A 20,261-nucleotide genomic window follows, 5' to 3' on the forward strand; every position below is an offset into this window, starting at 1 on the left:
ACTCTTTCTTTTATTTGCTCTGTATTTATGTACATACTAAATTATTTTTGTGCTATAATACAACTAGGTTAAAAATTATAACAATCCGTTGGTATTTTCAAATATCAAAACGTTGAAACAATTGAATTTACTTAGATATAGTCGGTTATGACTTTTACACGGACTCAAAATCCGTTGGTAGAAATACCGTATGGGTTCAAGTCCCATATCCGGCACCAATTAAGAATTTATAGGGCTTTAACATTTTAGTTGAAGCTCTTTTATTTTATAGAAAATCTGTATTTTGTTTCTAAAATTTACTAATAAAATAAATTATTTATATTTTCTCAATAGAAAAAGACTTAAGTTTTTTAAACTACTTAAGCCTTTTTTATATTTAATTTATGCTTTAGCTTCATTAGTACTTGAAAATAAAAATACTACATACTTATAATATACATAAGCTACAATTCCTATAGCTATTATCATCTGAAAATAAGTTAAATATTTTAATATAGGTATTATTACCCCTTGCTTTATAAAATACATATTAGTTTGCTTAGTTGCTATTGCAGTTATAACAAGTGGAAAAGTAAGCGCTGAATAGCTTGGATAAAACTTTACTTTTAATATCTTTGGTAAATATATCACTACTCCAATAAATATTAAAATTGATAGTGTTCCTAAAAATCCTATCATTAAAATATCTTTCTCTTTAAAGCTTGATATATATCCCGCTAGACAAAGATTTGCAGGTGCTGTAAGTATTGCTATTGTTGGAAGAGCTGGTTCAGGAATATCTTTTACTTTAAATAATCTATAAAGCACTATTGGTAGTAAAATTATATAACTCACTAATCCAAACCAAAATAAATACTCTCCTAGTTTATTTAAATTATAAGTAGGAGCAGTTATACTTCCCGTTGCTATTCCTACGTAAACTACAAAATAACTCGGGAGTACTTTCTTAATATTAAACTTCATTATAAATTTATAAGTAAAATATAATATCAATATAATATGTAAAATCAATCCTATACTCCATATTGATACTGCTAAGCGTGGAGCTAGTTTATTTATATATGTTGAAAGTATCATAATTCCCATACTAAAAGTCGGGGCTACACTTGCTATAGCTGGATTTTTTAGTTTTTCTAAAATACCTTTAAAATCAATAAATATTTTTATTAACATTAATACTAATAATATGGTAGATAAAATCCCAAAAATATTTCTATAGATTTCTCCATATGATAAGACTAGATTACCTGTCGCCGCTAAGGCTAACATCAATCCAGCCATAGGTATAGGAACTTTTTTTAATATATTTATCATATAGTTCACCTAATTAGTCGTCTAAATTGGCTATGCATAATTCTCTAACTATAACCTCAGCAGTTTTTCTAGCCATTTCACCTGTAAATGCTATGCATTGTTCTTTATGCTCTCCTGAACCCATATCCATACCTTTAGTATGTACACTACAACACAGTACTCTATGATTTTTTCTGAAACTTTCTTGTACTTCATTTGCTAATTCTAAAGTTCTATTTACCTTAGGATCTGCCCCTGTTTTTCTTCCAAAGAAATATCCTATGCACATTATAGCTCCTGAAACAGCTCCACATACACATTTAGATCTTCCTATTCCAATTGGAAACCCTGATGCCATTGCTATCATTTCTTCTGGCATATCTAATTCAAAGTTACTTCTTATAGATGCCACTATAGCTTCTGAGCAGAAATAATCACCTTTTCTATATAACTCTTCTGCATCTTTTTGAATCTTACTTACACTTACTGCCATTACCATATCTTTAACCATATTGATACCTCCTATATATATTACATTCAGCTAAATTATATATTTTATGTCTTATGTTGTAAATTCAAATAGTAATTACCAATATATATGATAGTACTTATAGCTTTTTTATATAATTTATATACTTTTCATCAATTCAATACAATCTGTAAATATACCATCAACTCCATATTCAATTAGCTTTTCAGCTAATTCTAAAGAGTTTACAGTATAAACAAATACTTTTATATTATTATCATGTGCATGTTGAACTAGCTCTTTTGTAGCTAATTCAACATCTATATTAATACTATAAAGTTCTAATTCTTTGATTTTTTTAGTTAGATCTTTACTATTTGTACCTTTATCTCCATACAAGTTTGCATATTTAATATCATTTTTAAGTTCTTTAAATCTTTTTATGCTTTCATGATTAAAACTAGATATTAACACTTTATCTTTCATACCATATTTATTAATTATATCTAAAGTATCCTGTTCTAATTTATAGTCAATTACATCTGTTTTTGCTTCTATATTTAAAAATATATCTTTATCTTTTATTAAATTTATTACTTCTTCTAATGTAGGAATTTTACATAAATCATTATCTCTAAATTTTATAGTCTTACATTTAAATTTTCTTAATTCTTCTAGAGTATAATCTTTAATAAGACCTTTCCCTTCTAATGTTCTTTCTATATCCTCATCATGTATTACAACTATTTTATCATCTTTAGTTTTATGAATATCTAGTTCAATTGCTTTTGCATCTTTTTCTAAAGATTTTTCAAAAGCTAGCATTGTATTTTCAGGATATTTAAAGCTGTATCCTCTATGTGCAAATATAATCATGTCTATTTCCCCCATATCTTATTTGTGTTTTAAAGTTATTTTAACTATTTCTGGTCTACAATTTATTCTCATTAAAATTCTAGAACCTCCTAATCCTTTACTAAGTAACATTGTAGATTCTTCTTTATTATATGTTCCAAAATCATATTTAGGAAAAAATTCTCTGTTTGGAGATAGTAATCCACCAACATATGGAATTCTTATAATCCCTCCATGTACATGACCTGCTAATACTAAATCTGCACCCCAAGAAGCATATTCTTCAAAGAAAAATGGTGTGTGTGCAAGTAAAACATTATATTCATTTTTATCTATTTTACCTAAAATATCTTCTATAATTTTTTTATCTAATTTTAAGTTTTTATTTTTATAATTATTGAAAAAATATATATAATAATCTAAAGGTACAATTAATCCATATATATTTATATGACTATTATTCTTTTCTATTTTAACTACTTCATTTTCTAAATTAATTATATTTTTACTATATAGTTCTTTAAAGTAATTATTATACAAATCTTTATATCTTTTTATTAATGATTTTTGTTCATGATTACCAATTATATGATAAACTTTATACTTTTTAGTTAAGTCATCTATTAAATTTAATGCTATATTAAATTTTTTATTTTCTCCATCTACTAAATCCCCTGTTATTACTATAATGTCAGGATTTAATTCATCTATAATCTTCAGTAGTTTTTTATTATTTTTTCCAAAACTTTTATTATGCAAATCACTAATTTGAACTATATTAAAATTATCGAACTCCTTAGGTATTTTAGCATTTTCTATTATATATTCAGTTTTTTCTATACTGTCTACTTGGTATCTATATAAAGAGTATGCACTTGTTAAAATTGCACCTCCAATTAAAATTTCATTTATCATGTTAAGTACCTCACTTTAAAATACACTTACTTATTTTATATTATAAGTTACTATAAAAATAAATAAAAAAGAAGAGATTTATTAAATCTCTTCTTTTAATTATTAATCTTTCTTTTTTACTTTATGATATAGTTTTTCCGTTTTAGTTTTATTACTTCCAGAATCTTTTGCTCCAATTTTTTGACCATCTTCTATGCCTAACTCTGATCCATGCTCAGAGTACATTTTTCTCAGTTCTGCCTTAGATTTTGGTCTGTCTTTAAGTCTATTTTTATTATTGTCCATTTAAAATGCCTCCTATGAAACTCTTAGTTATGCACTTTTAATTTATCCAAATGAGACATTTAATATTCAATCTACTTTCTATGAAGTTTACTATAAACTCCGTCTTTATTTATTAACTCTTCATGAGTTCCTCTTTCTTCTATTCCTTTATCAGTTAAAACGATTATTTCATCAGCATTTTTTATAGTAGATAATCTATGTGCAACAACTAAGTTAGTTCTATCTTTACTTAATTCTTCTAAAGATTCTTGTATCTCTCTTTCTGTAACATTATCTAACGCTGAAGTTGCCTCGTCTAAAATTATTATCGGAGGATTTTTTAAGAATATTCTAGATATAGATATTCTTTGCTTTTGTCCACCTGATAATTTAACTCCTCTTTCTCCAATATAAGTTTCATATCCATCTGGAAGTGTTTCTATAAAATCATGTATTCTTGCTTTTTTAGCTGCATCTATAATCTCTTCATCACTAGCATTTGGATTACCACAAAGAATATTTTCTTTTATAGTTCCTGTAAATAAAAATACATCTTGCTGAACTACACCTATATTTTTTCTTAAAGATTTTAAGCTTACATCTCTTATACTCTTACCATCTATTTTTATATCACCTTGTTCAAATTCATAAAATCTTGGTATTAAACTACATAAAGTAGTCTTTCCTCCTCCAGATGGTCCAACTAATGCTACAGTTTTTCCTGCTTCTATTGATAAACTTAATCCATTTAAAACTTGAGTTTCATCTTCATATGTAAAAGATACATTTTCTATTTCTATATCACCTTTTACACCTTTTAATTCAACTGGATTTTTCACTTCTTTTTCAGTTTCATGATTTATTATTTCATTAAATCTTTCAAATCCTGTCATACCACTTTGATATTGTTCTGTAAAGTTTATAAGTTTCTTTATTGGTTCTATAAACATTTTTACATATAGTATATACGCTGCAAAATCTCCTAATGTTATTCTTCCAAGATAAGTAAAATAACCTCCTGCAACAAGGGCTATAAGTTCTAATATATCCATAAATAAGTTCATGCCTGAGAAATATTCAGCCATAACTTTGTATGCACTTTCTCTTGCATATCTAAATATATTATTACTTTCAGAAAATTTTTCTAACTCTTCTTTTTCAGTACAAAAAGATTTAGTAACCTTCATCCCTGCTATACTATTTTCTAAAGTTGCATTTACATCTCCTGTTTTTACTCTAGTTTTCATAAATGCATTATTCATTTTCTTTCTTTGCGCTATTGCAAACCACACTACAAAAGGTAGTACTGCAAATATCATAAGAGTAAGCTCTACGTTTACTCCTAATAAAATAGCAAAAGATCCTCCTAGCATTATAATAGAAATAAATAAATCTTCTGGACCATGATGTGCTAATTCTGATACTTCCATTAAATCATTTATTATTCTAGACATAGTAACACCAGTCTTATTATTATCAAAATAAGTATTAGGTAGTTTTTGTAAATGTGTGAATACATAACTTCTCATATCAGCTTGCATTCTAACACCTACAACATGCCCCCAATACTGCATAAAATAATTTAGCCCAGCTTTTAATATAAATATCCCTATAAGTACTATTGCAAATACTGCTAACATTTGTATATTTTTGTTTGGTATAACTTCGTCCATTATATTTCTAGTTATCATGGGATAAACTAAGTTACATGTCGCAAATAAAAATGCTGCTAATAAATCTAATATAAATAGTTTTTTGTATGGTTTGTAATATTTCACAAATTCCTTTAGCATATAAATCCCTCCTGTCTTAATATAATAAAAATTCACACTATTTAATTTAGCTTAAATAAATATTATATCATACCTAATTTAAAATATATTCATACAAATAATACTTTATAAATAAAACAATATAAAAAGTACGGTAAAACCGTACTTTTTATTTATACCCAATATTATTATTTACTAACTGCCTGCATAGCATCGTCTATCATTGTATTTAAAGAGTTAAGTCCTCCATCATTTAAGTACCAAGTTGCTCCATCTAAGTATACTATTTTATTATTTTTAAATGCATCCATAGATTTTACCATATCATTATTTAATGTTGACTTAGCTGATTCAGATTTGCCTATTGCTACACCTCTATCTAAAACAAACATAACTTGAGGATTTTGTTTAGCTAAATATTCAAAAGTAACATTTTGACCATGAGCTGAATCATCTATATTTTGATCTTTATTCTTAAATCCAAATGATTGATATAATATACCAAATCTTGATTCTTCACCAAATACACTTAACTTACTTTCATTTACCATTACTGTTAAAGCATTTATATCTTTTTCTTTAACTTTTTTATTTAATTCTGCTATTTTCTTTTCAGCTTTAGCAAATTCTTCTTTAGCTTTTTCTTCTACACCAAATATTTGAGCTACTGTATTTATATTTTTCTTAACTGACCCTAAGTAATCTTTGTTATCTTTACTTATACTTATTGTTGGAGCTATTTCAGATAATTTATCATAAAAATCTGCTTGTCTTCCACCTATTATTATTAAATCTGGGTTTTGTGATTTTATACCTTCTAAATCTGGCTCTTTTAATGCACCTAAGTCTGCATATTTTTTATCTTTATATTTTTCTAAAGACTTTGGTAAAGTTGCTTTTGGAAGACCTACTACATTTTCAATCCCTAAAGCATCCATTGTGTCTAACGCCGAATAATCAAACACTACAACTTTTTTAGGATTTTTTACAACATCCGTTTCTCCTAAATTATGAACTATTTTCATACTCGCATTTGCCTCTACTGCTGTTTCTTGTCCCTTTTTTTTATTCCCACCTAATGCAAATGCTCCTACTAATCCTATTATTGCTACTCCAGCTATAATTGCTGCTTTTTTATTCATATCAATCTCTCCTCTTTATTAATATTTAAAATCATTCTCAATTATGTCTTTTTTATAAGAGATTGCTGTTTTGCAATCTCTGTATTTTTAGAAATAAACGCATATTCTATTTCCGTTTATACTTTTTATATCAAAGTCCATTTCATAAATATCCTCTAAAACTTCTCTTTGAACTATATCTTCTATAGTTCCTACTTTTTCAATCTTTCCATTTTTAAGTGCTACTATATTATCTGAGTAACATGAAGCAAAGTTTATATCATGCATTACTAGAACTATAGTTTTACCTAATTCATCACAAAGATTTCTAAGAACCTTCATCATTTGAACAGAATGGTTCATATCTAAATTATTTAATGGTTCATCAAGTAATATGTATTCTGTATCTTGGGCTATTACCATTGCTATATAAGCCCTTTGTCTTTGACCACCGCTTAGTTCATCTAAATATTTGTCTTGTATATCAGTTAGTTTCATATACTCTATAGCTTCATCAATATATTTTTCATCTTCTTTAGTTATATTACCTTCACTATATGGGAATCTACCAAATCCAACTAATTCTTTTATTGTAAGCTTTAAAGTTATATTATTAGATTGCTTAAGTATAGCTATTTTTTTGCTAGTTCTTTACTTTCATAACCGTCTAAATTCTTACCTTCTATTAAAACGTCTCCACCATCTCCAGATATAAGTCTAGTTACTATTGATAAAACTGTACTTTTACCTGCTCCATTTGGTCCTATAAAAGATGTTATTTTTCCTTTTTCTATATTAAAGGAAACATCATCTACGACATTTTTATTTTTATATTTTTTAAATATATTTTTTATTTCTATCATCTATTTACTCTCCTTTAATAATAGTTGTATAAAGTAAATTCCACCTATAAAGTTTATAATTACACTTAATGTTGTATTAAATTTAAATATATGTTGTACAAAGAATTGACCACCAATTAATGTAATCATACTAACTAGTGTTGCTCCTAATATTAAGTAAGTATGTTTATATGTTTTCATACTTTCTCTTGCAATATTAGCAACTATTAAGCCTAAAAATGTCATAGGACCAATAAGTGCTGTTGATATTGATACTAAAACAGATATTACTATAATCATTTTCTTTACTAATCTATCATAATCTACACCTAAGTTTATCGCTTGTTCTCTTCCTAGAGACAATACATCTAAATATTTTATATCATCATATATAAAAGGCATAATAGCAATAATCATTATCGATGCAATTATAAGAATATCTGTATTCATGTTATTTAAACTAGCCATCATCTTACTTTGTACAGCTAAAAATTCGTTTGGGTCTATCATAATTTGAATAATGATGATCCACTTTTAAATAATGTTCCAAATATCATACCTACTAGTAATAAGAAAAATATATTATTTTTTCCTTTTTCAAATAACACTTTGTACAATAACACAGAAGCTGCAATCATAATCAATACATTTATTATAAAGTTATAATTTTTATTTATTATAAATGTACTTGTTGAACCAAATAAAAATGCTATTACAGTTTGAACTAATACATACAATGAATCTAACCCTAGCACACTAGGTGTTAGTATTTGATTGTTAGTAATTGTTTGAAAGACTACAGTAGTAAATGCTATACATCCTCCACCTAAAACTATTGCTACAATTTTTGGAATTCGTTTAGATAAGGCATAGTCTAAATGGTTCATATCTATTCCATAACTTAAAAATAGTATTGCAAATACTAAAACTATTAATCCCATCATATATATTCTTTTGTTAATACTAAGCTTCATTTGCATTCCTCCTTAATATCATATAAAGGAATGTTATACTTCCTATAACTCCAACTGTAAGTCCTATAGATATCTCATATGGATATATAATTATTCTTCCAAATATATCACATACAAGTACAAATATTGCTCCAAATAAACCTGTATGCCATATACTTTCTCTTATATTATCACCCATATATAATGATACAATATTTGGAACTATAAGTCCTATATAAGGGATACTACCTGCTGTAACAACAACAGATACTGTTACTAAAGATACTATTATTAATCCTAAATTAACTACCTTTTTGTAATTTAGACCTAGATTTGTTGCAAAATCTTCACCCATTCCAGCAACTGTGAATCGATTTGCATAAATATAAGCTAATATAACAAGAGGTATTGTTATGTATAATATTTCATAATTTCCTTTAAGTATCATAGAAAAATCACCTTGCATCCATGCAGTTACATTTTGGCTCATATCGTACTTATAAGCTATAAAATCTGTCATAGCTCCTATTATATTACCAAACATTATACCTACTAATGGTACAAATATTATATTTTTAAATTGTAATTTTCCTATTATTTTCATAAACATAAACGTTCCTATAAGTGAAAAAATAAATGATACCATTGTTTTAGTAAATATAGATGCCCCTGGTATTGCTAACATACAAATTACTATACCTAACTGAGCTGCATCTATTGTAGCTCCTGTTGTAGGAGATACAAATTTATTTTTACTTACCTGTTGCATTATAAGCCCCGCTATACTCATACCTAGGCCTGCAACTAATATACTTATTAGTCTTGGTACTCTACTTATAAGAAATACCATTAGTTTATATTGATCTTTAGTAAATATATCCATTAAAGTTATATCCTGAGCTCCTATAAACAAGGAAATATAAGATAAAACTATTAGTCCTATAATTAAGTACCTCTTTTTCATTATTCCTCCCACAAAATTCCTTTTACTATGTATTTTATTTTTAATTGATAATAATTTTCACTTTTTATAAGTTTAACAATAACAATTATCATTGTCAATACTTAAATATTTTTCATCGATAAAAATTATCATTTGCGACTACATAAATAAATATACCCATTTTTTATAATCTATAACATATAATTGAAAATAATATTCAACAAATAAAAAAAGCTATAACATCTGTTATAACTTTTTATCTATTTATTATTATATAAATGACTTTTCACTACGTTCATTGTCTTATCTGCACTAACTATATCAATAGATTCAATTAAATTATCTTTTTCATATATTGTTAATACATTTTTAAAGCTACCGTCATTTTCTTTTAAAAAGTACCCTTTTATTTTTTCTTTTCTTTCTTTATCATATGCTTCAAAATTTGATGAGTCTTCATCTAATAAACTATATAGTTCTTTTTTATCTTTATGAATATAGTTTTTAAAATCTATATTTTTGAATTTTTCTATTGGCAATGTTATTTTTTCGTTGTATTGGTCTACAATTATATCTACATTACTCCTAACGGCTTCCGTTTCAATATCATAATCTGAAAACTCATAAGTTTGCACACCTATAACTTTATAATTATTAATTTCTATATATAATGCACTTCCATCTAGTTCATTATCTGATGTATACTTCGGATATATTAACCTCATATTATTAGCCGTTACAATTTTATTAAGTTCATCTATAGTATTTGCACTCTCCATAAGTTCAGCATCTATATAGTATGTGGTACAATATGGTACCCCCATATTCTTAAGTACATAATCGTAGTCCTTACCAATTATCTCATTTGCATTGTTTTGGACTTTTGTCATAGTTTTTTGATGGGTTTCTTCATCTGCAATTTTACTTGGTTCTTTTATATTATTTTTACTACATCCCGTAACAAACATACCTATTAAAATAATACTATATATAGTCTTTTTTAAGTTCATTGATTAATCCTCCTTTCGTGAATTTCAATATTTCTTTATATAACATTTGAAATATTTTCTATATCACAGAGTTTATATTAGCTGCCTTAGATAAATTATATACTATTTGATAAGCTTTAATAATACTTAAGGGTAATCTGTAATATTTTTGTAACAGAATGACTTATTAACCTTCATTAATAAATAAATTTTTATGTTTTTGTAAATTAATCCCAAATTATTCCAATATTATAACAGATTGTATATAAATAATCAAAACTCTATATAACCTATTCTATGTTATAATATAATAATTAGAAAAAGGAGGATTTTTTATGGATTTTAAACAACTCGAAGTTTTTATTGCTGTAGCTAAGCATCAAAGTTTCTCAAAGGCCGCTCGTGAATTATTTTTAACTCAACCAACAGTAAGTGCTCACATTCAAAATCTCGAAAGAGAATTAGACACTATTTTAGTAAATAGAAGCAATAAAAATATTACTTTAACTAAATCCGGAGAACTTCTTTATGAACATGCTATTGAAATATTAAATAATTGTAAAAAAGCAATTTATGATATAAAAGAGTATTCAGGTAAAATAGAAGGAATTATTGATATTGCTTGTAGTTCTATTCCAGAAACTTATGTATTACCTGATTTTCTAAGTAACTTTTCTAGTACATATCCTGACGTAAAGTTTACTGTTAGTCATTATGATTCTCAATATGCAATATCTGAAATTTTAAATGAAAAAATAAATTTTGGACTTGTTGGTTCAAAAATCAATAATTCTCAAATAGAATACCTCGATTTAATTGATGATGAACTTATTTTAATTACTCCAAATGATTTATATATTGAAAATGAAAATGGTTATATTAATTTAGATGAACTTTATAATCTTAAATTTATTATGAGAAAAGAGGGTTCCGGTACTCTTAGCTTAATTTTAAATACTCTAAAAAGTAATAATTTTGCCATAGATAAATTAAATATAGCAGCTCATATAGAATCTAATGAATCTATTAAAGAGATGGTTAGAGTTGGTATTGGGGTATCTTTTGTATCTTATATTTCTGCCATAGATTTTATAAATTCTAAAAAGCTAAACTTTTATAGAATTAAAGATATAGAATTTATACGAAAGTTTTATTTTATATATTCTAAGAAAAAAACTTTTAACCCACTAGAAAATAAATTTTTATATAGTTTATGTAATTATTATAATATAAATAAGCCTTAAGATCTCTCTCAAGGCTTATTTATATTATATATTCATATTAAAAAATGCTTTATATCCTTTATACATTTCATATATGTCAACTTTTGAAACTATCTCATAAGGAGCATGCATATTTAACACTCCCACTCCACAATCTATAACTTCTGCTCCATAGTTTGCTAGTATATATGCGATAGTTCCACCACCACCTTGATCTACTTTACCAAGTTCAGCAGTTTGCCATACTACATTAGCATTATTAAAAGTTCTTCTTACTTCTGCCATAAATTCAGCATTAGCATCATTACATCCACCTTTTCCTCTAGATCCAGTGTATTTACTTAATACTACCCCTTTACCCATATAAGCTGAATTTCTTTTTTCATAAGCATCTGCATAATTAGGGTCATATCCAGCTGAAACATCTGCAGATAATACCTTAGCATTTGCCATAGCTCTTCTTACCTTTAAGTCACAGTAATTGCCTTCTAAAGCAATAAGTTCTGCAACTGTATTTTCAAAGAACCTAGATTGCATACCTGTATTTCCTTGAGAGCCAACTTCTTCTTTATCAACACATAATGCAACTGCACAGTATTCTGGCATTTCTGTTTCAATTATTGATTTTACAGCGGCGTAAGAACAAACTCTATCATCATGGCCATAAGCTAGTACCATAGATTTATCAAATCCTAAATCACGAGCACGACCAGAAGGAACAACTTCTATTTCTGCACTTAAAAAATCTTCTTCAATCATACCATATTTATCATTTAGTATTTTTAATATATTTTGTTCTATAGCATCTTTTTCTTCGCCTTCTAATGGTATATGTCCAACTAATATGTTTAATGACTCTCCAGTTATACCATCAGAAAGTTTCTTTTGCATCTGATCTCCTGCTAAGTGTACTAATAAATCAGTTATACAAAATACTGGATCATTTTCATCTTCTCCAATACAAATATCTACTTTTTTACCATCATTTAAAATCACTACTCCATGTATAGAAAGAGGTGTTGCTGTCCATTGGTATTTTTTTATTCCACCATAGTAATGAGTTTTGAAAAATCCTAGATTAGCTTCTTGATATAGTGGGTTCGGCTTTAAATCTATTCTAGGAGCATCTATATGAGCGCCTATTACTTTCATTCCTTTTTCTAATGGATTTTTACCCATTACAAATAAGGCAACAGATTTATCCTTATTAGCTGCATAAATTTTATCTCCTGGACTTATACTACCTCTTTGTATTACTTCGTCTATTGATATGTACCCATTTTCTTTAGCTATTTTTACTATTTCTCTAGCTGAGGTTCTTTCAGTTTTTCCATTATCTAAAAATAGTTTATATTCATTAGCGTAAGACATTATGTCATTTAATTTATTATTTTCTCTTTCAACTTCCCATGCATTTTTAAATTCATGCTTTAGTTTCATGGTACCCCTCCAAAACTATAATATATTTAAAACTAATTATATTATTTTATGATTAGTTTTTTTTATTTCTCATATGTTCTTCATATTCTTCTGGTGATACAACTTTAACTTGATCTAATCTTGATCTAAAATGAGCTCTAAAGTTAGCTAAGTATTCTTTTCTTAATTCTTCTCTTTCTTTTATCTCTATTTCAGTTAAACCCTCAGTTTTATTTTTCTTCGCTAGTTCATTTATTCTATCTAATTTCTTTTGATCAAACATTTTGTCATCATACTCAAATAATTCTTTAAATCTGAGTATTCTCCTTTCCTATTTTCTTAATAAAATAATTTATTACTTTTTATATTTATATTGTTTTTATACTCTTTTAAAAATTCATCTAAATTTTCATATATTATAGATATTCCCTTTTCTAAATCTTGTATACTTGACTTTGCTATATTTATCCTAAAAAATCTATCATCAAATATATTATCAAAAAAATATGTACCAGGAAGTATCGATACTCCCTTATCTAGCATAAACTTTTCAAAATCTTGTGATAAATACCCTCTGGGTAATTCTAAAAAGAAATTTATTCCTCCATTTGAATTACTTATCTTTAATTTATCACTCAATTTTTCATTAATCAACTTTTTTGCTAAATTATATTTTTGAGTATATATAGTTTCTACACTTTCTAAGTACTTGTCCCAGTCAAAGCATTCCATATAATAGTACATTGATTTTTGAATAAGTCCTGGCGTTGATATATCTGAAGAATACTTCGCCCATAGCACTTTCTTTAAAAGCTCATTGGGTATCTCTACAATACCTATTCTAAGGCCAGGCATAAATATCTTAGAGAAACTTTTTATATATATAACTCTATTTTTATCATCATAACTTTTTAGTGGTCTATTATCATCTGAATCAAATTTAAAATCACTTATAAAGTCGTCTTCAACAATATAAAAATCATACTCTTCTGCTAATTCTATAAGTTTTTTCTTTTTATATGTAGAGTATGATATGCCCGTAGGATTTTGAAAATTAGGCATAGTGTATATTAACTTAGGTTTTATTTTTTCTAGCTTTAACTTAAGTATGCCTATATCAATTCCATCATCTAGCATTGGTATAGATATTATTTTTGCTCCCCTACTTTTAAATACTTGTATTGCTCCATTATATGTTGGTTCTTCAACAAACACTACATCAGAGTAATTAATAAGACCTTTACAAATAATATCAATTCCTTGCTGTGCTCCAGATATTATTTGAATATTTTCTTTGCTAGTTTCTATACTTCTTTTTTTAAGGTAGTCAACAATTTTTTTTCTTAGATTGTCATAGCCTAATCCTTCATCATATTCAAATATAGAGCTTCCCTCTTTAGCTAATGCCATATTTATAGCACTCTTAAAGTCCTCAATTGGAAACATTTCTGTAGATGGATTTCCACTATCAAATTGTATTACTCCATCTTTATTTTTATGGTCTTCTTCTTTCTCCACTTTAAGCACTGATGCAAATGTCCCACTTCCAATAGATTTATATACATACCCCTCATTTTCTAATAATTCATAGACTTTAACTATAGTTGTATTATTCACACCTATATATTTAGCTAACTTTCTTATTGGTGGTAATTTTTCATGCTCATTTATTTCTTTGGTTAATATCATTTGCTTTATATTATTGTATATTTGTAGATATTTTATAGTATTTTTATCCAATTCTATATTGTATTTTTCCATTTTATCACCACTTATATTTTTCTTAATTCCTTGATGGTTATATTTATATTTGCTAATATGTAGTATGTATATATAATACCAAAATTTTAATGAAAAGGGGAAATATTTATGTTTTATGACTATCACATGCACTCTAGTTTCTCTAATGACAGCAAAACTGATATGGAAGATATGATAAAAAAATCTATAGATTTAGGCTTAAACGAAATATGCTTTACAGATCATGTTGATTATGACCTTGATGCTGATGATGATTGGGGGATTGATTATAATAAATACTTTGATAAAATAAAATTTTTCCAAAATAAGTACTTTGATAAAATTTCTATAAAACAAGGTATAGAATTTGGTCTTCAAGAACAAATAATAGATAAATGTAGTAAAGAAGCTAATATGTATCCTTTTGACTTTATAATTTGTTCTATGCATGCTATTAATAGATCCGATTTATACTTTGGAAACTTCTTTAAAGATAAAACACAATATGAAGCTTATGAGATATATTTTACAAAGCTTTATAATATTATAAAAAACTATAAAGATTATTCAGTTCTTGGTCATTTGGATTTAGTTAAAAGATATGGTAACTATGATAAATTATTAGATGATAAATTATTTTCAGATATTATAGAAGCTATATTAAAACAAGCCATACATGATGGAAAAGGTATAGAAATAAATACATCTTGTTATAGATATAATCTTCCAGATTTAACGCCATCTAGATATATATTAAATATGTATAAAGGTTTAGGAGGAGAAATTATAACTACAGGTTCAGACTCTCACAATACATCTCAAATCGCATATCAATTTGACTACATATACTCATATCTAAAAGATATAGGATTTGAGTATGTTTGCAAATTTAACAAAATGAATCCAGAATTTATAAAGATATAATTATTTTTTCGCCCCCTTATGAATATATTTAAACATAAGGGGGTGATTTATTGAAGTTACCTAATCTCGTATTATCTACTATTACTTTATTTGTATCTAATATAATAGTAAGGGCTCTTGGTTTTTTATATAAAATATTTTTATCAAGATCAATTGGAGAAACAGGCTTAGGTATATATCATATAATTTTTAACTTTTTAATGATTTGTTTAGCTTTTACCACTACAGGTATTCCCACTGCCCTTAGTTGCTTAGTTGCCAAGAAAAAGGCTTTAAATGATAAACATAATAGTAATGTTCTTTTTATATCTACTTTGTATGTAGCATTTTTGGTTGCTTTGATAATCTCGTTGTTTATTGCTTTAAATGCTAATTTTCTATCCCTTAAATTATTAAAGCATAGTGATTTAAGCTTATTTATACTGGCAATTTGTCCTGCTATTGTTGTTATAACTCTATCTAATGTACTTAGGGGGTATTACTATGGTATTAAGGAAGTAGCTGTACCTGCTATTGGTCAAATTTTAGAACAAATTAGTAAAATTATATTTGTTTTTTTAATTATAATGTATATAAATAATAAATCTTTAAACTGCTATATTGCACTTTTAGGTATCTCAGTTGGTGAAGCCGTAAACATACTTTATATAAGTATTTGTCTTTATAAAAATTCTAATCTTTATAATAGATACACTATTAATATTAAAGATTTTTATAGTTCCTCTATGGAAACAATTAGGCTTTCTATACCAATAACTTGTAATCGTATGTCAAATATATTACTTCACTCAATTAGTTCAATGATTGTTCCATCTAGACTTGTGTTATCAGGACTTTCATACCATAAATCATTAAGTATGTATGGTATTATAAGCGGAATGGTTATGCCTTTTGTATACCTTCCTTTTACTGTGGGTTCTGCTTTGGTTGTCAATTTAATACCAAGTATTTCACAAGAAATGGCACTTAGTAAGTATAAAAATGTTGTAAAAAAATAAATTATGCTCTACTTTTAACTATAACAGTTGGTGTTGTATCTTCTACTTTTTTTTATTTTTTCGGAAGTAAGCTTTGCTTATTAATTTTTGATAATAAGCTAGCTGGTACATATTTAAAGGCAATGTTTTTAGTTCCTTTATTTATGTCTTTAAATCAAACATTATCAGGTATACTTCATTCTATAAAAAAAGAAGTTGCATCTAGTGTAATTACTATTATCAGTATGATTATTCAGTTAATTGCACTTTACTTATTACTTCCTGTTCCAAGTATTAATATTTATGCATACATATACACAATGACACTTGTTTCAATGTTTACATGTTTGTTACATATTATAGTTCTTATTAGAACTTTAAAAAAATTTAAATACTAGGAGGCTACAATGAATAATAATGATATAAAACCTTTTTATATATATACCAATAAAAATTGCCTATATATAAAAAATATAAATGAACGCACTGATAGATTGGCTAATAATATATTCTCTTATTGTGCAAATATTGATTCAAATAATAAAATTCATATCTGTGGTATAGATAGACAAGGGAAGTTAGTTCATTTTACTAATAATAACGGTAATTGGAGAAAAAAAGTTATTAATAAAGTTTTTAATAGTATTAGAAATATTAAAGAAATGAGATTATATATAATTGATGACTACTTAAATATCTTTGCTGTAGAAAATTATCCTCTATCTGAAAACTTATATAAAGTTTCCCATTTTAATTTTGACGAGAAAAATTCAAAGTTCTCTAGATATAATATAAATAATATTTGTAAAAATGATGGATATTTTTATAGACTTAATATAGATGACTCATCTAATATTGTTTTTGAATACAAGGCATTAAATAAATCTGATAGAAGCTTTAATAATAATACTCTTATATTTAATAATATTAGTAAAAAATGGCTAACACCTAATTCTATGCTTAGAGGTGGGTGCCCTACAGATTTAAAAGAATCAGATATTAAAGATGATATTTTTGAATATTGTTATAGTATAAAATATAAATTTTAATAAAATAAAGCTACCAATAAAATTGGTAGCTTTATACTTAATTATCTATCTGTTACATCCACAATTATTGTTTCTGTCTCTATCTCTATCTCTATCTCTGTCTCTATCTCTATCTCTATCTCTGTCTCTTTCTCTTTCTTCACATGTTCTAAAATCACATACTTTATCAAAAGTATCTACTACTCTTGGTTGTATTGCATTTTGAGATCCTAAAACTACTAGTTGTTCACTAGTTAATGTGCTAACTACAGCTTCTAAACACATTATTAAATCTATATCATTTGGTATACATAGTTCGAAGTGAGATTCACAACATTCATCACATATGCATTTTAATAAAGCTTTACCTATACAGTCTACAGTTAAATTAGTTCTAAAGTCTTGTCTTAAAGTAAATGCTCTTCCATCAGCTGGTACACTTATAGGAGCTGTTAATGTATTGAATAAGAATTCAACATCACAGCATCTCTTAATTTGTCCACCCATTAATCTAACTGCTGGGAATGCCAATGCTACTACTTCTGTACATCCACATCTACCTCTTAGTTCTAATACTAGGTCCTCTACTAATACACTTAATCCTCTTTCTTTATAAACTACATTTTGACCTAATCCTTGATTACAGCATGTATCATTTCTTCTTCCACATACAGCATATTCAAAGATAGTTTCACAAGATTTACCAGTTGTTGGTTCTAGTGGTTCTATATCGAAGTCTTCTAAAGTAGTTCTTCCTGTATCTATTACTATAGCAGAGAAGTTCATACATACTTTATCTATTGTTACATTTACTTGACCACCTCTTGGAATTGGTCCATTTACATCTACTACATCAAAATCAAAAACTAGTGTCTCTCCATTTGGAGCTACTGCATCTGTAAAAGTTTGGAATACCATAGTATCAAATACTCTATTAGTTTCTATTGCAATTGGTCTAGCATTTGCTGGTGATAATACTGGTCTTATAGGACCTCCACATCCAGGGTGTGCGCATGGGTTTTTAACACATGTTTCTGATTCTAATTCACAAGGTTTACAGTGTTTATGATTGTGGTCGCAATCATGGTCATGTTTACAATCGCAATCACAGTCATGATCATGCTTGCAATCATGGTCATGTTTACAATCGTGGTCATGTTTACAATCACAGTCATGATCATGCTTACACTCACATTTATTTTGTTTTGGTTTACATCCACAACCTCTATTTAGTTCTTCATCCATGCAACCTTCTATATGTTTTTCATTAGGCTCAACATTATTAACCATAGGTTCAACTTGTTGATTCGTCATTCTTCTTTTACTTCTTTTAATATCTTGCATATCTTAACTTCCTCCCCTTAAATGAATTATTAAAGTGTCTTGGCTTTTTGTAGCCTAATTAATAATATGCAGTTTTATTACCATTTGTTACTTGGACTTGAAGATTAGATAAATTAGAATAAATAATTTTTTTTAAAATATAATATATAATATAAACGTTTCTATAAGGGGGGATATATGTGAGTTTTATTAATAAATGCTCTACTATTCTTAGACTTTCAAATAAAGATATTTGCCATATCTATTCTGATAAAGATCTTAGATTTGACTACTTAGATAAAGATGATAATTTAATTTATTCTAATTCCTTAGCTAATTCTAGTAATATAGATTTCACTAATTCTTACTTTGATTTAGATGAATATGATAATATCTACGGAATATATAAAGATAATTCATTAAATATGATTGAATTAAAAAAAGGATCTAACGAAATTATTCAAAAAGAAATTTTAAGTTTCAATTTCAAAAAATTTGATTTAATGTTTCCATATATAAAAAGAATAAAAAATAATATTCACATTTTATACTATGTTTATAACAATAATTCTACTGATACTTGTGCATTATTTCATCATTATAATCATAATGGTGTTTGGGTAGAAAATAAAGTTGATTTTATAAATCATTTAGTATTAAATAATTTTATAGTATCATGGAGCAATAACTGTCCAATCGTGTACTACTTTAATCTAGTAAATGGATATGAAGAAATATTCTTATCTAAATTTGATATAAATACCTTAACTTGGTGCAATCCTATTCAAATCACTGATTCTGGTAAAAGAAAAATTTATTTATCTGCACTTAGAGACAGTATGAATTTTTATCACTTAACATTTTCTGAAGAAGTAGGTAACGGATATGCAGTTAAATACATAAACGGATACTTAAGTGATGACAAATTAGATGTAGATGTTTGTACTTATATAACGAAGCCTTCTACATGCAGATATCCTAGTTTAATTAAATATAAATCTAATATTTATCTATCATGGGTTGACTATGAAAAGCTAAATATATGTACATCTAATGATTTTGGGAAAACTTGGGGTAAGCATGAAGTTGATAAATTTAGTTTAGGTGAAGATTTTACTAGAGCTAATTTTTCATCTAACTATGTTGATGATATTCCTTATAATGTTACGTCTGTTTTTACAACGGCTAATGATATTGGAATACTTGGTTTT

The 20,261-nt window shown here is 26.6% G+C and carries 19 protein-coding genes and 2 pseudogenes; 6 read left to right on the plus strand and 15 right to left on the minus strand.

Annotated elements, in window-relative coordinates; genetic code table 11:
* Window positions 1–381 precede the first annotated feature (381 nt).
* The 11 genes and pseudogenes from JWF52_RS14550 to JWF52_RS14600 all read right to left on the minus strand — a co-directional run bounded on the left by JWF52_RS14550 (window position 382) and on the right by JWF52_RS14600 (window position 10,437).
* A complete protein-coding gene (locus JWF52_RS14550; protein ID WP_208334262.1) occupies window positions 382–1,314 on the minus strand; it encodes a TDT family transporter in 933 nt (310 codons plus the stop codon).
* Between the two features lie 13 nt (window positions 1,315–1,327).
* The gene (locus JWF52_RS14555) at window positions 1,328–1,804 is read right to left on the minus strand and encodes a C-GCAxxG-C-C family protein (protein ID WP_286184194.1); all 477 of its coding nucleotides are present in this window, start codon (window positions 1,802–1,804) and stop codon (window positions 1,328–1,330) included.
* A 117-nt stretch (window positions 1,805–1,921) separates the two neighbouring features.
* Window positions 1,922–2,638, minus strand: a complete 717-nt coding sequence (locus JWF52_RS14560; RefSeq protein WP_208334263.1) for a glycerophosphodiester phosphodiesterase family protein — start codon at window positions 2,636–2,638, stop codon at window positions 1,922–1,924.
* An 18-nt stretch (window positions 2,639–2,656) separates the two neighbouring features.
* Window positions 2,657–3,532, minus strand: coding sequence for a metallophosphoesterase (locus JWF52_RS14565; protein ID WP_208334264.1), 876 nt, complete (start codon window positions 3,530–3,532; stop codon window positions 2,657–2,659).
* Between the two features lie 102 nt (window positions 3,533–3,634).
* A complete protein-coding gene (locus JWF52_RS14570) occupies window positions 3,635–3,817 on the minus strand; it encodes a hypothetical protein (RefSeq protein ID WP_208334265.1) in 183 nt (60 codons plus the stop codon).
* 71 nt (window positions 3,818–3,888) lie between these two features.
* On the minus strand, window positions 3,889–5,589 hold the full coding sequence (locus JWF52_RS14575; protein ID WP_208334266.1) for an ABC transporter ATP-binding protein: 1,701 nt from the start codon (window positions 5,587–5,589) through the stop codon (window positions 3,889–3,891).
* 167 nt (window positions 5,590–5,756) lie between these two features.
* Complete coding sequence (locus JWF52_RS14580; RefSeq protein WP_208334267.1) at window positions 5,757–6,710, minus strand: siderophore ABC transporter substrate-binding protein; 954 nt, start codon at window positions 6,708–6,710, stop codon at window positions 5,757–5,759.
* Between the two features lie 87 nt (window positions 6,711–6,797).
* Window positions 6,798–7,552, minus strand: a pseudogene (locus JWF52_RS14585) (iron ABC transporter ATP-binding protein).
* Window positions 7,553–8,505 (minus strand): annotated as a pseudogene (locus JWF52_RS14590) (iron chelate uptake ABC transporter family permease subunit).
* Window positions 8,495–9,448 (minus strand): ABC transporter permease, encoded by a 954-nt coding sequence (locus tag JWF52_RS14595; RefSeq protein ID WP_208334268.1) that lies wholly within the window; start codon window positions 9,446–9,448, stop codon window positions 8,495–8,497. Before JWF52_RS14595 ends, JWF52_RS14590 begins: the two are co-directional and overlap by 11 nt.
* A 239-nt stretch (window positions 9,449–9,687) precedes the next feature.
* Complete coding sequence (locus JWF52_RS14600; protein ID WP_208334269.1) at window positions 9,688–10,437, minus strand: hypothetical protein; 750 nt, start codon at window positions 10,435–10,437, stop codon at window positions 9,688–9,690.
* A 314-nt stretch (window positions 10,438–10,751) separates the two neighbouring features.
* Here JWF52_RS14600 and JWF52_RS14605 point away from each other — a divergent pair, with 314 nt between their 5' ends.
* The gene (locus JWF52_RS14605; protein ID WP_208334270.1) at window positions 10,752–11,660 is read left to right on the plus strand and encodes a selenium metabolism-associated LysR family transcriptional regulator; all 909 of its coding nucleotides are present in this window, start codon (window positions 10,752–10,754) and stop codon (window positions 11,658–11,660) included.
* Between the two features lie 24 nt (window positions 11,661–11,684).
* Here JWF52_RS14605 and JWF52_RS14610 read toward each other — a convergent pair whose 3' ends face one another.
* From JWF52_RS14610 to pdxR, 3 genes are read right to left on the minus strand one after another with little or no spacing between them, the layout of a single operon-like run.
* Window positions 11,685–13,079 carry an aminopeptidase gene (locus JWF52_RS14610; protein ID WP_208334271.1) on the minus strand — a complete coding sequence of 465 codons (1,395 nt, stop codon included), beginning with the start codon at window positions 13,077–13,079 and terminating at the stop codon, window positions 11,685–11,687.
* Between the two features lie 52 nt (window positions 13,080–13,131).
* A complete protein-coding gene (locus JWF52_RS14615; protein ID WP_208334272.1) occupies window positions 13,132–13,341 on the minus strand; it encodes a DUF896 domain-containing protein in 210 nt (69 codons plus the stop codon).
* 56 nt (window positions 13,342–13,397) lie between these two features.
* The gene (gene pdxR / locus JWF52_RS14620) at window positions 13,398–14,819 is read right to left on the minus strand and encodes a MocR-like pyridoxine biosynthesis transcription factor PdxR (protein ID WP_208334273.1); all 1,422 of its coding nucleotides are present in this window, start codon (window positions 14,817–14,819) and stop codon (window positions 13,398–13,400) included.
* Window positions 14,820–14,927: 108 nt separating this feature from the next.
* Here pdxR and JWF52_RS14625 point away from each other — a divergent pair, with 108 nt between their 5' ends.
* From JWF52_RS14625 to JWF52_RS14635, 4 genes are read left to right on the plus strand one after another with little or no spacing between them, the layout of a single operon-like run.
* Window positions 14,928–15,722 (plus strand): histidinol-phosphatase HisJ family protein, encoded by a 795-nt coding sequence (locus JWF52_RS14625; RefSeq protein WP_208334274.1) that lies wholly within the window; start codon window positions 14,928–14,930, stop codon window positions 15,720–15,722.
* 50 nt (window positions 15,723–15,772) lie between these two features.
* A complete protein-coding gene (locus tag JWF52_RS14630) occupies window positions 15,773–16,720 on the plus strand; it encodes an oligosaccharide flippase family protein (protein WP_286184198.1) in 948 nt (315 codons plus the stop codon).
* Window positions 16,721–16,740: 20 nt separating this feature from the next.
* Window positions 16,741–17,097 (plus strand): MATE family efflux transporter, encoded by a 357-nt coding sequence (locus JWF52_RS19415; protein ID WP_353654957.1) that lies wholly within the window; start codon window positions 16,741–16,743, stop codon window positions 17,095–17,097.
* Between the two features lie 9 nt (window positions 17,098–17,106).
* On the plus strand, window positions 17,107–17,748 hold the full coding sequence (locus JWF52_RS14635) for a hypothetical protein (protein WP_208334275.1): 642 nt from the start codon (window positions 17,107–17,109) through the stop codon (window positions 17,746–17,748).
* Window positions 17,749–17,793: 45 nt separating this feature from the next.
* Here JWF52_RS14635 and JWF52_RS14640 read toward each other — a convergent pair whose 3' ends face one another.
* A complete protein-coding gene (locus tag JWF52_RS14640; RefSeq protein WP_286184199.1) occupies window positions 17,794–19,071 on the minus strand; it encodes an exosporium morphogenetic protein CdeC in 1,278 nt (425 codons plus the stop codon).
* A gap of 179 nt (window positions 19,072–19,250) precedes the next feature.
* Between JWF52_RS14640 and JWF52_RS14645 the strand changes: the two genes are divergently transcribed.
* Window positions 19,251–20,261: hypothetical protein (locus JWF52_RS14645; protein WP_208334276.1), on the plus strand; the 1,011-nt coding region annotated here is incomplete at its 3' end.

This window comes from Clostridium sp. CCUG 7971, from assembly GCF_017590215.1.
Classification (GTDB): Bacteria; Bacillota; Clostridia; order Peptostreptococcales; family Peptostreptococcaceae; genus Faecalimicrobium.